This window comes from Thermobispora bispora DSM 43833 (assembly GCF_000092645.1).
Lineage (GTDB): Bacteria > Actinomycetota > Actinomycetes > Streptosporangiales > Streptosporangiaceae > Thermobispora > Thermobispora bispora.
In genome coordinates this window covers 2332206-2346083 of record NC_014165.1, presented here as the reverse complement: position 1 = coordinate 2346083, position 13878 = coordinate 2332206, and the positions used below count along the sequence as shown (strand labels likewise).

The window sequence follows — 13878 nt, the reverse complement described above, 5'->3', positions numbered from 1 at the left end:
GGGCGTACGTCGGCTAAGGTCCCGGTTGAACGGATCGGAGGGAGAGAAAGACCGTGGCGGACAACAAGCCGTTGAGGCTCTGGGGCGGCAGGTTCGAGGGCGCCCCCTCGGACGCGCTCACGCGCCTGTCGGTGAGCGTGCAGTTCGACTGGCGCCTCGCCCCCTACGACCTGCTGGCGTCACGAGCGCACGCCCGGGTGCTCCATCGCGCCGGGCTGCTCACCCAGGACGAGCTCGACCGCATGCTGCGCGCGCTCGACGACCTGGACCGGGCGTGCCGGAGCGGGGAGTTCCGCCCCACGGTCGCCGACGAGGACGTGCACACCGCGCTCGAGCGCGGCCTGCTGGAGCGGCTCGGCTCGCTCGGCGGCAAGCTCCGCGCCGGGCGCAGCCGGAACGACCAGATCGCCACCGATCTGCGGCTCTACCTGCGCGACCACGTGCGCACCATCGTCTCCCGGGTGGTCGAGCTGGAGACCGCGCTGATCAACCAGGCGGAGCAGCACGCGGACACGCCCGCCCCCGGCATGACCCACCTGCAGCACGCGCAGCCGATCTCCTTCGGGCACCAGCTCCTCGCGCACGTCCACGCGCTCGCCAGGGACGTGGACCGGTTCCGGGACTGGGACAAGCGGGCCGCCGTCTGCCCGCTCGGCTCCGGGGCGCTCGCCGGCTCCTCGCTCCCCCTGGATCCCGCCGCGGTCGCCGCCGAGCTCGGGTTCGACGCTCCGGCGCCGAACTCGATGGACGCGGTCGCCGACCGCGACTTCGCCGCCGAGTTCCTGTTCTGCGCGGCCATGCTCGGCGTGCACATCTCCCGGCTCGGCGAGGAGATCGTGCTGTGGGCCTCGCAGGAGTTCCGGTGGATCGAGGTGGACGACGCCTACGCCACCGGCTCCTCGATCATGCCGCAGAAGAAGAACCCCGACGTGGCCGAGCTCGCCCGGGGCAAGAGCGGCCGGCTCATCGGCTCGCTCATGTCCCTGCTCACCACGCTCAAGGGCCTGCCGCTCACCTACAACCGGGACCTGCAGGAGGACAAGGAGCCGGTGTTCGACGCGGTCGACACCCTCCTCCTCGTGCTCCCCGCGATGGCCGGCATGGTCGCCACGATGCGGGTGAACACCGCGCGGCTGGAGGCGAGCGCGCCCGACGGGTTCGCTCTCGCCACCGACCTCGCCGAGCTGCTGGTGCGCCGCGGGGTGCCGTTCCGCGAGGCGCACGAGGCGGTCGGGCACCTGGTGGTGTACTGCCAGGTCAACGACAAGGACTTCGGCGACCTCACCGACGAGGAGCTGGCCAAGGTCTCCCCGCACTTCGCCGCGGACGCGGCGGGCCTGCCCGAGGGGACCCCGAGCGTCCGGGACGTGCTCAGCGTGCGCGGCGCGCTCGCGGCCCGCAGCGCCTACGGCGGCACCGCCCCCGACCGGGTGCGGGAGCAGGTCGCCGCGCTGCGCGAGATCGTCGACGAGCAGGCGGCATGGGCGAATTCGGAGAGCTGATCGGGGACCCGCTCGACCGTGAGTTCTTCGACCGGCCGGCCGAGGAGGTCGCGCCGGACCTGCTCGGCCGGGTGATCGCGCACGGGCCGGTCGCGGTCCGGCTCACCGAGGTCGAGGCGTACGGCCTGCCCGGGCAGGACCCGGCCTCGCACGTGTACCGCGGGCGCACCGAGCGGAACGCGGTGATGTTCGGCGCGCCGGGCCACCTGTACGTGTACTTCACCTACGGCATGCACCACTGCGCCAACCTCGTGTGCCTGCCGGAGGGCACCGGCTCGGCGGTGCTGCTCCGCGCTGGCGAGGTGATCCGCGGCGCGGAGGTGGCCCGGGCCCGCCGGGCCGCGGCGGGCAACGGGAACGCGGTCAACGGGGGCACCGGTGACGGGGGAGCCGGGGAGGGGGACGCCCCGCCCAGCGGGCGGAGCATCCCCGACCGGGACCTCGCCCGGGGGCCGGCCCGGCTCGCCGTCGCCCTCGCGCTCACCCGGGAGCACAACGGGCTCGACTGCTGCGGCTCCGGGCCGGTCCGGGTCTTCACCGGGGAGCCGGTCTCCCCCGAGCTGATCCGGAGCGGGCCGCGCGTCGGCGTCTCGGCCGGGCGGGAGATCCCCTGGCGGTTCTGGGTGGACGGCCACCCGACCGTGTCGCCGTACCGCCCGCACGTGCCCCGTCAGCGCACGTAGATGTTCGGCCTGGGCGGGGTCGCCATGCCGTCCCCGATGAAGAAGCTCGGGTGCGGCGGCTGGTTGTAGGCCGTGTTCTGCCAGGCGATCGCCACCCGGTACTGCGGGTCGTGCATCAGGGTGTGGATCCGCCGGTCGGTGACGTCCGTGGTGGCGTAGATCCGCAGCGCCCGGTTGTCGGTGGTCGGCCAGACCACCTCCTCCCGCCAGTCGCCGAACAGGTCGGCCGAGAGGGAGGGGGTCGCCTTGGTCCCGTTGGTGGACTGCACCCCCGACGCGGTCAGCAGCCGGGTGTCGCCGCCGGGGCCGTACTTGTCGATGTGGGTGCCGTCGAGCAGCTCGCGCACCGGGTCGCCGTCCCACCAGACGAGGAAGTTCGCCGAGCCGGGCTTGCGGCCGATGTTCTGGCCCCGGGTGTCGTAGAGGCCGCTGACCGCGGACGACCAGGACTCCGCGCCCGGGCTCCCGGCCCAGACGTCCCCGGAGACGCCCCGGCCGTTGTCGCACCCGCAGGGGGCGTTGCTCCAGATGATCTGCCCGGTCCGGGCGTCGGCGAACCAGGCGGCCGGCTTGCTCCCGTCCTCGCTGACCTTGAACACCTCCAGGCCGGGCCGGCTCGGGTCGAGGTCGCCCACGTGGAGGGCGTCACCGTGCCCGTTGCGGGTGTTCCACAGCGGCCGGCCGTCGTCGTCGATGGCCATCGCCCCGAAGATGATCTCGTCCTTGCCGTCGGCGTCCACGTCGGCGATGGACAGGTTGTGGTTGCCCTGGCCGGTGTACTGGCCGCCGGCCACATCCGAGTCGAACTTCCACCGCCGGACGAGCGAGCCGTTGCGGAAGTCCCACGCGACGATCACGGTCCGGGTGTAGTAGCCCCGGCTCATGATCAGCGATGGCCGCTGCCCGTCCAGGTAGGCGGTGGCGGCGAGGAACCGGTCGACGCGGTTGCCGTACGAGTCGCCCCAGGAGGAGACCGAGCCGCGCGGCGGGTCGTAGTCGACCGTGGCCATCGCCGCCCCGGTCTGCCCGTTGAAGATCGTCAGGTACTCGGGGCCGGAGAGGACGTACCCGGACGAGTTCCGGTGGTCGGCCCAGGCGTTGCCGATCACCCGCCCGGTGCCGTCGACCGTGCCGTCGGCGGTCTTCATCGCCACCTCGGCCTTGCCGTCCCCGTCGTAGTCGTACACCTGGAACTGGGTGTAGTGCGCCCCGGCCCGGATGTTGCGCCCCAGGTCGATCCGCCACATCCGGGTGCCGTCGAGCCGGTAGGCGTCGATGTAGACGTTGCCGGTGTAGCCGGACTGGGCGTTGTCCTTGGCGTTGGACGGCTCCCACTTGAGCACGAACTCGTACCGGCCGTCGCCGTCGAGGTCGCCGACCGAGGCGTCGTTGGCGGTGTAGGTGTAGGAGACCCCGTCCGGGGTGGTGCCGCCCGGCGGCGGCTGGATGGGCACGTCGAGGAAGTTCCCGCCGGTGAACCGGATGGACGGGCGGGACGCGGCCTGCTCCACCCCGCCCACCACCGGCCGCACCGTGTACGAGGCGTCGGCCGGCGCGCCGGCGTCGAGGTAGTTCGTGGCGCCGGTGACCGTGGCGATCCTGGTCGAGCCCCGGTAGAGGTTGAAGCTCACGTCCGCCGGGTCGGTGCCGAGCAGCCGCCAGGAGACCAGGTTGCCGCCCGGCGCCCGGACGCTGATCAGCCCCCGGTCGAGGTCCTCCATCTGCCGCGCCCCGGCGGCCGGCGGGGGAGTGGGCGTGGCGGTGACGGTCGGGGTCGGGCCGGCCGTCGGGCTCGTGGTCGGGCTCGCCGAACCGGTGCAGGTGGTGCCGTTGAGGGCGAACGACGACGGCGCCGGGTTGCTCCCGGTCCAGGAGGCGTTGAAGCCGAACGACACGGTCCCACCGGTGGGGATGGCGGCGTTGTAGCCCGCGTCGGCGGCGGTCACCTGCGCCCCGTTCTGCGTCACCGTCGCGTTCCACGCCTGGGTGATCTGCTGGCCCGCGGGGAAGCTCCAGGTCAGCCGCCACCCGTTGATCGGATCGCCGAGGTTGGTCACGGTCACGTCGCCGGTGAACCCGCCCGGCCACTGCGCGGTGACGGCGTAGTCCACCCGGCAGCCCACCGCGGCGGCCGCGGGCGCCGTCACCGCGGCCGCGCCGGTCAGCGTGAGCGCGCCGGCGCAGGCCGCCGTGGTCAGGCGCTTCGATAATCCACGCATACGCCCTATGGCAGGTCACCCCGGTATGGCCCGTCCAGCGGCCGGCCCGAGGGCACGCCCGGGCCCGGTTTGGCCCGCCGTAAGCTGGGCAAACGGCGGGCAGAAGCGGTGCCCGCGGTGAAAGATTCAGCCAGAGGGCCGGGTGGCATCGGCGCCCGCCGAGTCGCGATAGGGTCTGTTGATCAGGCACGTTCGTGACAAAGCCGTACCTTCCTTGACCGAAGCGAGAGCCAGGACCGTGACCGATATCCTCGATGAGCTCCACTGGCGCGACATCGTCGCGCAGACCACCGATGCGAACGCACTGCGCAAGGCACTTGCCGAGGGACCGATCTCCGTCTATGCGGGCTTCGACCCGACCGCACCCTCGCTCCACGTCGGCAACCTCGCCACGCTGCTGATCCTGACCCGGTTCCAGCGGGCCGGGCACCGGCCGATCGGGCTCGTCGGCGGGGCCACCGGCCTCATCGGGGACCCCAGCGGCCGCAGCACCGAGCGCGCGCTCAACCCGGTCGAGGTGGTCGCGGAGTGGGTGACCCGGATCCGGGCGCAGGTGGAGAAGTTCCTCTCGTTCGACGAGGGGCCGAACTCGGCGCTGCTCGTCAGCAACCTGGAGTGGACCGAGAAGCTGTCAGTGATCGACTTCCTCCGGGACATCGGCAAGCACTTCCCGGTCAACCGGATGCTCGCCCGGGAGTCGGTCGCGGCCCGCCTGGAGGGGGAGGGGCTCAGCTACACCGAGTTCAGCTACCAGATCCTCCAGGCCAACGACTACCTGGAGCTGTACCGGCGGTACGGCTGCACGCTCCAGGTCGGCGGGAGCGACCAGTGGGGCAACATCACGGCCGGGGTCGACCTGATCCGGCGGGTGGAGGGCGCCCACGTCCACGGCCTCACCGGCAAGCTCATCACCAAGGCCGACGGCACCAAGTTCGGCAAGACCGCCGGCGGGGCGATCTGGCTCGACCCCGCGCTCACCTCGCCGTACGCGTTCTACCAGTTCTGGCTGAACGCCGACGACCGTGACGTGGTGCGGCTGCTGAAGGTCTTCACCTTCCGCACCCGCGAGGAGATCGAGGAGCTGGAGAAGGCCGTGGCCGAGCGCCCCGCGGCGCGTGAGGCGCAGCGCGCGCTCGCCGAGGACGTCACCGCGCTGGTGCACGGCCGGGAGGAGCTGGAGCGGGTCGTCGCCGCCTCGCGGGCGCTCTTCGGGCACGGCACCCTCCAGGAGCTCGACGAGCGGACCCTCGAGGCCGCGCTCAACGAGGTGCCGAAGGCGAAGGTGCCCGCGCTCGGCGCGCCGTACGTGGACCTGCTCGCGGCGAGCGGCATCGTCGAGTCGAAGTCGGCGGCGCGGCGCGCGGTCCGGGAGGGCGGCGCGTACCTCAACAACGTGAAGGTCACGGACGAGGACTACGTGCCGACCGCCGACGACCTGCTGCACGGCCGGTTCCTGGTGCTCCGCCGGGGCAAGAAGACGATCGGCGGCGTCGAGGTCGGCTGAGCCCTCCGGCGGGGCCGCCGGAGCCGTGTGCCCGCCCGGCCGGCCGGGCGGGCCTGCGTCGTCGCTCGCGCGCGGCGCCGTGGGCCCGGCCGCTCCGGGCTCGTGTCCCGCGTGCGGATGCGGCCGGCCGGCGCCGGCGCGCCCGCGTCCCGGCCGGACGCGCGGGTGACGGGCACGGCCGCGCGGCGCGCTACCCTTGAACCGTCGGCCACCCGCGGACGGGTGGCCTTCATCGCGTCGAACCGGAAGCGTCAGGGCTCGGTGCGGAGCACGAGCCGGGCAGACGACGACGGCGTTCAGCGGGTACTCCGGCGCTCGGCCGGAACCGGCGGCTCCACGATCGGCTGCGCAGGGTCCCCGTGGGCGGGGACCATGACGCATGGCCGGAACCGGCCAGTGAGCAGCGAAGGGCACCAAGTGAACAGAGATAACGGGCGTGGCGGTAGCGGCCGCGGTGACAGGGAGCGCGGGCCGTGGCGGAACCGGGCCGGAGGCGGCGGCCCGCGCGGGAACGGTGGCCTCCGCGGGCGCGGGGGGATCGGCGGCCGCGGCGGACGGGCCTTCGGCGGGCGCGGAGCCGGCGGTGACCGCCGGCGCGGGGAGTTCCCCGACCGCCACGGCCGGCCGCGCAAGGCGGATCCCCGCGGCGGCGCGGGCCGGGCGGCGGCCGGGCCGTCCCGGCGGGAGGAACGCCGCGGGCGCAAGCCGGACCTTCCCCCGCTGCCGCCGGGCGTGTCGGCGGACCAGCTCGATCGCGAGGTGCGGGCGGAGCTGCGCTCCCTGCCGCTCGAGCGCGCCGAACTGGTCGCCAAGCACCTGGTCGCGGCCGGGCGGGCGCTGGGCGAGGACGACCCGGAGCGGGCCTACGAGCACGCCCAGACGGCGCGCCGCATGGCCCCGCGGATCGGTGTGGTCCGCGAGGCGAGCGGGATCGCCGCCTACCGGGCCGGGCGGTACGCCGAGGCGCTCGCGGACCTCCGCGCCGCGCGGCGCATCACCGGCTCGGACATCTACCTGCCGATGATCGCCGACTGTGAGCGCGGGCTCGGCCGCCCGGAGCGGGCCCTCGACGTCATCCGCACCGGCGACCCCAAGCGGCTCGACCGGGCGAGCCGGATCGAGCTCGCCATCGTGGAGTCCGGCGCGCGGCGGGACCTCGGCCAGTACGAGGCCGCGGTGATCACGCTGCAGCGGGTGCCCGAGCTGCGCGACCCGGAGCCGAGGCCGTGGTCCGCCCGGCTGGCCTTCGCGTACGCCGACGCGCTCGCCGACGCCGGGAAGGAGGCCGCGGCGGTCGAGTGGTTCGCCCGGGCGATGGCGTTCGACGAGCACGGGGAGACCGACGCCGCCGAGCGGTACGCCGAGCTGACCGGCCTGGTGATCGAGGACATCGAGGAGGATCTCGCGGAGGACGCCGCGGGCGAGCCCGGCGAGCAGGGCCCAGAGGGGGAGGAGCCCGGCGGGGAGCCGGAGCCCGGTGATGGGGCGCCGCACGCCGGCGACGGCGGCGAGAAGGCCACCGGGGGCGACGGCGACGAGGCGACCGGCCCCGGTGCGGACGGCACCGCCGGTGAGGACGGTGCGACGGCCGGCGGCGAGACGAACGGCGGTGCGACGGCCGGCGGCCGCGGTGATACCGCCGCCGGCGACGGTGGTGAGACGGCCTGCGGCGACCCTGGCGAGACGGCCGAGGGCGGCTGCGGCGCGGACGGCACCGCCGGCGGCGCCGCGGGTGATGCCCGCGCCGAAGGCGTGCCGGTACCGGCCGTGCGCGGCGGCGACCGCGCGGCAGAGGCCGGCGGGCAGGCGGGCTGAACCCCGGCCGGCCGCCGATCGGCCCTCCGGGCGGCCGCGGCACGGCCTCGCCACGGCACGGTTCTCGCGGGAGACGTTCCCGGAGACGCCCGTGGTGTCCGGGCTCCGCGCCGCTTCGGCTGCGCGAATCGGGCGATGCCGGCACGGAGGACGTGCCGGGACCGGCCGGGTGACGGGCGCGGTGCCGTACCTGCCCCGCCGGGCGTGCGTCCGGGGTCCCGCACCGCGGCGCCCTGGGCGCGCCGGCGGCTAACGCGGCCCGGTCCGGCGGCCGCCGCAGGCCGGCTGGGCGCGGTACGGCCCGGCGGTGGCGCGGATCGGCCCGATTCGAGGCCGGCCGGATGCGCGGCCGGCCCGAGGCGAGGCCGGCCCGGCGCCGGGAGATCCGCCCGGTGCGGGGGATCGGCCCGGCGGCGCGGATCAGCCCTGCTGGGTGCGGTCCAGCCAGTGCATGATCCCGGCGACGTTCGCCTCGGCGCCGGTCAGCGTCTCCAGCCCTTGCAGGGTCGGGTCGCCCTCGGTGGTCTTGTACCGCTGCTTGGTCTTCTCGCGGACCATGGCCACCGCGTGGTCGAGGTCGAGCCCTTCGGCCTTGGCCTGCTTGGTGAGGTCCACCCAGATGCGCAGCTCTTCGGCCGCCCGTTCGAGGATCGGCTGCACGTCCTCGACCGGCCCGTAGTGGGTGAAGAGCACCCGCTCCGGCTGGAGGGACCGGAACAGGTCGATCGACTTGAGGGCGGCGTCGAGATCGAAGTCCGGCGGCGGGGTGGCCGGGCGCAGGTCGCCGGTCTCCGGGAGGTAGACCCCGGCCGCGTCGCCGACGTACAGGTCCCCGGTGAGCGAGTCGAGCAGCCCGACGTGGTGCTTGGCGTGGCCGGGGGTGTAGTAGCACGACAGGTGCCTGCCGAACCCCAGGTCGATGGTGCCGGTCTCGCCGAGCGCCCGGATGCGGGACGCCTCCGTCGGCCGGAGGGTGCCGAAGAGCGTGTCCAGCTTGTCACCCCAGACCATCCGCGCGCTCGCCAGCAGGCGGGAGGGATCGGCGAGGTGCCGGGCGCCCCGCTCGTGCACGACGATCTCGGCCGACGGGTAGGCGGCGGCGATGTCGCCCACCCCGCCAGCGTGATCGAGGTGGATGTGCGTCACGACGACCGTCGCCAGGTCGTCGGGGCCGATCCCGAGCGCGGAGAGGGCCTTCCGCACGGTCGGGGTGGATGTCGAGGTTCCCGTCTCGATCAGACACGGACGATCGGCGAGGATGAGATAGCCGGCGGTGACGCCGGGGCATCCGGCCATCCGGGTGTCGATCTCGTAGACGTCGGCGCCGATCGGCCTCACGTTCTCCACTGTCCACCCCTGAAACTCGACCGTTCCTCTTTACAAGAGCGGTGATCCGTCCATCGAACCCCAGAGTAATGACGCACGGTCACCCCCGGGTATATGGGGAAGCCCGGATTTCCTTCACCGCGATGGAAAGGCCGGGCGCCACCGGCGTCACGGGCGGCCCGGGACGTGATGGCCGGGTGCGCGGGGGATCAGCCCGCGGCGAATAGCCGCATGACCAGGCCGGTGCGCGGCTTCGGCCCGAACGAGGTGGACTTCCGCGGCACCCGCTCGCCCTGGGCCGCGATCGCGAGCACGTCCGGGAACCGGATCGGGTTGAGCAGCACCGCGGTGCCGTCCTTTCGCCGGGCGAGCTCCACCGCCGCCAGGGGGTCGTGGTGGACCACCTGGACCGTCTCCTCGCCGTCCTGGATCCCCCAGACCTTGGGCAGCAGGAAGCAGGTGAGGATCGAGGTGGGCAGCGCCCGCCACTCCGCGGAGCGCTCCGCGGGCATGGCGTGCTCGAGCTGCAGCGGGTCCGGGTCGGTGAGCAGGTGGGCGGCCGGGCCCTGCCCGGCGAGCAGGAACGCCGGCTCCTTCGCGGCCTCGAGCGCCTGCAGGCCGGCCTCCAGCGAGGAGAACTCGTGGACCTGGCACGCGCCCTTCGCCCGGTTGACCGCGTCCTCCAGCGGCAGCCCGGGGATCACCCGGTGGATCGCGCTGATCTGCGGCGGGTAGAGCGCCGAGTCGACCAGGTAGGCCAGCCCATGGTCCCAGGGGCCGGGCCCGGGGCGCTCGCGCCGCAGGGCCTCGTACGTGGCGTACCGGTGGTGGCCGTCGGCGATGAGCGCGCGGCGGCCCTTGAGGTCCTCGGCGACGGCGGCGATGGCGGCGGGGTCGATCATCGCCCACAGCCGGTGGCGCACCCCGTCCGGGGTGGTGACGTCGGCGATGGGGGACCGCCGTTCCGCCTCCTCCTCGACGAGCCGGGAGGCCGTTCCCCCGCCCTCGTAGATCAGGAAGATCGGCTCCAGGTTGGCCTCGGTGGCCCGCATGAGCGCGAGCCGGTCGGCGACGGGGCCGGGCATGACGTCCTCGTGCGGCAGCACCGCGCCCGACCCCAGGCCCAGCGCCCCGATGAGGCCGCGCTGCGTGAAGCCGGCCCCGCTCTGCTCGTACACGTACAGCGCGGGGTGATCGTCCACGGTGAGCACCCCGTCGGCGAGCCACCTCCGCAGCGTCTCGCCCGCCTCCTCGTAGTGGCCGGAGCCGGGAAGGATCAGCCGCGCCACGTTGTTGGGATGACGGCTGAGCAACTCCCGCAGGGCGCCGGGGCCGATGAGATCGTATGGCGGGGAGGTGACGGCCGCGAGGTCCTCGACCGCGAACCTGACACCGCGGAACGGACGAAGTTCAAGAGACGTCCGTTCGGAATTGTTCATAACGGGCATGTTGCCATACGGTCCAGACTCCCCGGAGTTTGCGGGCCGGGTCCGAGGCAACCCGGTCGTCGGTCACCGACGCCTGGCGACCACGTAGCAGCGCAGGAGGCCTTACCCCATGACGCAGGAACGAAACGGAGCGCCCGGATCCCCCGGCGAAGAGCCCGGCGCCCCGTCAGGAGGCGTGTACGAGTGGTTCAGGCGGGGTGTGAAGCTGCTCGAATCCGGCAGCCCGGCCGCGGCCGCCGCCCTGCTCGAGCGGGCCGCGCAGGCAGAGCCGAACTCGCGCAGCATCCGTGAGGCGCTGGCGCGGGCGCAGTTCAACTCGCGCCGGTACGCCGAGGCGGCCGACAGCTTCCGGATCATCGTCGACGCCAACCCGGTCGAGGACTACGCGTACTTCGGGCTTGGCATGTCCCTGTGGCGCACCGGGGACATCGAGGGCGCGTACGAGCCGCTCGCCATCGCGGCGGCGATGCGCCCCGACCTCCAGCACTACGTCTCGGCGCTCCGGCAGGTGCGGGCGATGCTGCGGGCGAGGCGGGCATGACGCGGTCGCCGGCGCTCGTGGACGCCTACGACACGCTCCTGCTCGACCTCGACGGGGTCGTCTACCTGGGCGGCCACGCGGTGCCCGGGGCACCGGAGGCGCTCGCCGAGGCCCGGCGCCGCGGGCTGCGGCTCGCCTTCGTGACGAACAACGCCTCCCGGACTCCGGCCGCGATCGCCGCGCACCTCACCGAGCTGGGGATCCCCGCGTGCGCTGACGACGTGGTGACCTCGGCGCAGGCCGCGGCCCGGCTGGTGGCCGAGCGGGTGCCGCCGGGCTCGGCCGTGCTCGTGGTCGGCGGCATGGGGCTCCGCATGGCCGTACGGGCGCACGGGCTGCGGCCGGTGACCACGGCCCTGGAGTCCCCGGCCGCCGTGGTCCAGGGCATGTGGCCGGGGATCTCCTACGGGCTGCTCTGCGAGGGTGCGCTCGCGGTCCGGCAGGGCGCCTGGTTCGTGGCGGCCAACGGGGACACGACGATGCCCACCGGCCGCGGCGAGTACCCGGGGAACGGAGCCATGAGCCGGGTCATCGCGACCGCCACCGGGGTCGAACCGGTGATGGCCGGCAAACCGGAACCGCCGCTCCACCGCGAGTCGATCCTCCGCACCGGCGCCCGGCGGCCGCTGATCGTCGGGGACCGGCTCGACACCGACATCGAGGCCGCCACCCGGGCCGGGGTGGACAGCCTGCTCGTGCTGACCGGGGTGACCGGCCCGCTCGACCTGCTCACCGCCGGGCCCCGCCACCGGCCCACGCACATCGCCGCGGACCTGCGCGGCCTGCTGGAGCCGCCGGTGCCGGTACGGCGGGACGCGGACGGGTGGCGGTGCGGCGGCTGGACCGCGGCCTGGCGGGACGGGCGGCTCGAGCTGACCGGCGACGGGACCCCGCTCGACGGGCTGCGCGCCGCCTGCGCGGCCGCGTGGGAGGCCGCGGGGGAGGGCCGTGCCGACGAGGACGCGGTGAAACCGGCGCTCATGGCGACCGGGCTGTGACGGCGGCCACCCTGGCCGCCGTCCGCCGGCGCGGCGGCGGATCCACCGGCGGGGCCGGCCGGGCCGGGGGAGAACGGGGCGGGCGATCGGATCAGGGGAGCCGGCGCGGCCCGGTCAGAGGAGCCGGCGCAGCCGGAGCAGGTCGCCGAGGCTCGCGTCGATCTTGACCCGGCCGCCGAGGATGGCCCGGGCCATGTCGAGCTCGCCGTTGACCATCGAGATCAGGTCCTCGCTGGTGAGGGTGAGCTTGACGTCCACCGGCCGCCCGTCCGGCGGCGGCTCCTCCCCGAACGGCTCCAGGCCGTCGGGGTGGACGCGCCCGTAGAAGGTGACCCCGAGATCGGGGATGAGGCAGGCGACGGTCCGGTCGACCACGTGCTTGGCCCGGTCCTCCGGGCTGATCTCCTCGAACTGCTCGACGAGCCGCTGCAGCGCCGCCCGGCACTCCTCGACGGTCGCCATCACGCCCACCCTCTCTTCCGCCGGAACCACGGGATGCCCCTGTCTGAGACACTAGCTTTCACATGGACGCCCTGGGCAATCAAGGACAGGCCCGCCTCGCCCGCGGCCTGAGCAGGCCGGACGGCGCCCCGGCCGCCCGGATCTCCCGGCGGTGCGGCGCGGTCCGGGGCCGGCCCGCGGCGCGGCCGTCCGCCGGGCGGGAGCCGGCGGGAGGCGGCCGGGACGGGGGACCCCGGACGGGGCCACCGTCCGGTGGTGCCGAGGCGATCGGGGGCGCGCGGGGCCGTGGCCCCGCCGGGACGGCGGAGTGACGGAGGGACCGATGACGGACAGCGGCGGTGCGCCGCGCACGGGCGAGCCGGCGGACGGCATCGCGGCCGTGCTCGCGCCCTTGGAGCGGCTGGGCGACACGCCCGTATCCGGGCATGTGGCGATCTTCGAGGAGGTGCTCGCCGGTCTGGAGGCGGTGCTCGCCTCGGTCGGCGAGCCCGGGCCGGACGCGCCGTGACCCGGGTTCGGCTCGACCGGGAGCTGGTGCGCCGCGGGCTCGCCCGGTCCCGGGAGCACGCCGCCCGGCTGATCGAGGCCGGCCGGGTGTACGTGCGCGGCTCCGTGGCGGAGAAGCCGGCGACGCAGGTGGACACCGGGGCCCCCATCGTGGTCGCCGAGGCGGCCGAGGGCCCCGAGTACGTGTCCCGGGGCGCGTACAAGCTCCTCGGCGCGCTCGAGGCCTTCACCGGGCTCCAGGTGGCCGGCCGCCGCTGCCTCGACGCCGGCGCCTCGACCGGGGGGTTCACCGACGTGCTGCTCCGGCACGGCGCGGCCCACGTGATCGCGGTCGACGTCGGGTACGGCCAGCTCGCCTGGTCGCTGCGGACCGATGAGCGGGTGACCGTGCTGGAGCGGGTGAACGTCCGCGACCTCACCCCGGAGATGGTCGGCGAGCCGCCCACGCTCATCGTGGGCGACCTGTCGTTCATCTCGCTCCGGCTGGTCCTGCCCGCCCTGGTGCGGTGCGCGGCCGGCACCGCCGACTTCGTGCTGCTGGTCAAGCCGCAGTTCGAGGTGGGCAAGGGCCGGGTCGGCCCCGGCGGCGTGGTCCGGGACCCGGCGCTGCGGGCCGAGGCGGTCCGGGACGTGGCCACCGCGGCGCAGGGGCTCGGCCTCACCGTGAAGGGGGTGACCGCGAGCCCGCTGCCCGGACCGGCGGGCAACGTGGAATACCTCCTGTGGCTGGGGAAGGGGCCGGGCCATGAGGCGGTGCCCGACCTGGACGCGGCCATCGAGCGAGCGGTGGCCGAGGGACCCCGGTGAGCGCGCGCGGCGTGACGGGGAACGGGACCGGCGCGGCGCCTGGCTCCTGCCCTGCGGGCCGGGCGG

Annotated in this window: 12 protein-coding genes; 8 read left to right on the top strand and 4 right to left on the bottom strand. The window is 74.6% G+C overall.

Going from position 1 to position 13878, the window contains the following annotated elements; all coding sequences use genetic code 11:
* The first annotated feature begins 53 nt into the window (after positions 1-53).
* Together argH and TBIS_RS10020 are read left to right on the top strand one after the other, a co-directional pair.
* Entirely contained in the window at positions 54-1502 is a 1449-nt protein-coding gene (gene argH, locus TBIS_RS10025) for an argininosuccinate lyase (protein WP_013132269.1), read from the top strand.
* Positions 1481-2185, top strand: a complete 705-nt coding sequence (locus TBIS_RS10020) for a DNA-3-methyladenine glycosylase (protein WP_013132268.1) — start codon at positions 1481-1483, stop codon at positions 2183-2185. Before argH ends, TBIS_RS10020 begins: the two co-directional genes overlap by 22 nt.
* Here the strand turns inward: TBIS_RS10020 and TBIS_RS10015 are convergent.
* Positions 2173-4404, bottom strand: a complete 2232-nt coding sequence (locus TBIS_RS10015; protein WP_013132267.1) for a rhamnogalacturonan lyase family protein — start codon at positions 4402-4404, stop codon at positions 2173-2175. The two genes, TBIS_RS10020 and TBIS_RS10015, sit on opposite strands and share 13 nt — an antisense overlap.
* A 238-nt stretch (positions 4405-4642) precedes the next feature.
* Here TBIS_RS10015 and tyrS point away from each other — a divergent pair, with 238 nt between their 5' ends.
* Together tyrS and TBIS_RS19425 are read left to right on the top strand one after the other, a co-directional pair.
* A complete protein-coding gene (tyrS, locus tag TBIS_RS10010; RefSeq protein ID WP_013132266.1) occupies positions 4643-5908 on the top strand; it encodes a tyrosine--tRNA ligase in 1266 nt (421 codons plus the stop codon).
* A 732-nt stretch (positions 5909-6640) separates the two neighbouring features.
* Positions 6641-7723 carry a tetratricopeptide repeat protein gene (locus TBIS_RS19425; RefSeq protein ID WP_204251888.1) on the top strand — a complete coding sequence of 361 codons (1083 nt, stop codon included), beginning with the start codon at positions 6641-6643 and terminating at the stop codon, positions 7721-7723.
* Between the two features lie 420 nt (positions 7724-8143).
* Here TBIS_RS19425 and TBIS_RS10000 read toward each other — a convergent pair whose 3' ends face one another.
* The gene (locus TBIS_RS10000) at positions 8144-9019 is read right to left on the bottom strand and encodes an MBL fold metallo-hydrolase (protein WP_083785337.1); all 876 of its coding nucleotides are present in this window, start codon (positions 9017-9019) and stop codon (positions 8144-8146) included.
* Positions 9020-9258: 239 nt separating this feature from the next.
* Positions 9259-10488 carry a DUF1015 family protein gene (locus TBIS_RS09995; RefSeq protein ID WP_050760491.1) on the bottom strand — a complete coding sequence of 410 codons (1230 nt, stop codon included), beginning with the start codon at positions 10486-10488 and terminating at the stop codon, positions 9259-9261.
* A 184-nt stretch (positions 10489-10672) separates the two neighbouring features.
* On the opposite strand from TBIS_RS09995, the gene TBIS_RS09990 reads away from it, so the two are divergent.
* A complete protein-coding gene (locus TBIS_RS09990; protein WP_242384261.1) occupies positions 10673-11038 on the top strand; it encodes a tetratricopeptide repeat protein in 366 nt (121 codons plus the stop codon).
* A complete protein-coding gene (locus tag TBIS_RS09985; protein ID WP_013132261.1) occupies positions 11035-12036 on the top strand; it encodes an HAD-IIA family hydrolase in 1002 nt (333 codons plus the stop codon). Before TBIS_RS09990 ends, TBIS_RS09985 begins: the two co-directional genes overlap by 4 nt.
* Before the next feature lie 114 nt (positions 12037-12150).
* Here the strand turns inward: TBIS_RS09985 and TBIS_RS09980 are convergent, their stop codons facing one another.
* Positions 12151-12498 carry an SCP2 sterol-binding domain-containing protein gene (locus tag TBIS_RS09980; protein WP_013132260.1) on the bottom strand — a complete coding sequence of 116 codons (348 nt, stop codon included), beginning with the start codon at positions 12496-12498 and terminating at the stop codon, positions 12151-12153.
* A gap of 322 nt (positions 12499-12820) precedes the next feature.
* Between TBIS_RS09980 and TBIS_RS09975 the strand changes: the two genes are divergently transcribed.
* A complete protein-coding gene (locus TBIS_RS09975; protein ID WP_013132259.1) occupies positions 12821-13006 on the top strand; it encodes a hypothetical protein in 186 nt (61 codons plus the stop codon).
* Complete coding sequence (locus tag TBIS_RS09970) at positions 13003-13812, top strand: TlyA family RNA methyltransferase (RefSeq protein ID WP_013132258.1); 810 nt, start codon at positions 13003-13005, stop codon at positions 13810-13812. The genes TBIS_RS09975 and TBIS_RS09970 overlap by 4 nt, the downstream gene beginning before the upstream one ends.
* The last annotated feature ends 66 nt before the right edge of the window (positions 13813-13878 follow it).

Coding starts and splice junctions, on each gene's coding strand:
- TBIS_RS10000 (WP_083785337.1), bottom strand. CDS start 9,019: ATGGCCGGATGCCCCGGCGTCACCGCCGGCTATCTCATCCTCGCCGAT.
- TBIS_RS09985 (WP_013132261.1), top strand. CDS start 11,035: ATGACGCGGTCGCCGGCGCTCGTGGACGCCTACGACACGCTCCTGCTC.
- TBIS_RS09980 (WP_013132260.1), bottom strand. CDS start 12,498: ATGGCGACCGTCGAGGAGTGCCGGGCGGCGCTGCAGCGGCTCGTCGAG.
- TBIS_RS09975 (WP_013132259.1), top strand. CDS start 12,821: ATGACGGACAGCGGCGGTGCGCCGCGCACGGGCGAGCCGGCGGACGGC.
- TBIS_RS10020 (WP_013132268.1), top strand. CDS start 1,481: ATGGGCGAATTCGGAGAGCTGATCGGGGACCCGCTCGACCGTGAGTTC.
- TBIS_RS10015 (WP_013132267.1), bottom strand. CDS start 4,404: ATGCGTGGATTATCGAAGCGCCTGACCACGGCGGCCTGCGCCGGCGCG.
- TBIS_RS09995 (WP_050760491.1), bottom strand. CDS start 10,488: ATGAACAATTCCGAACGGACGTCTCTTGAACTTCGTCCGTTCCGCGGT.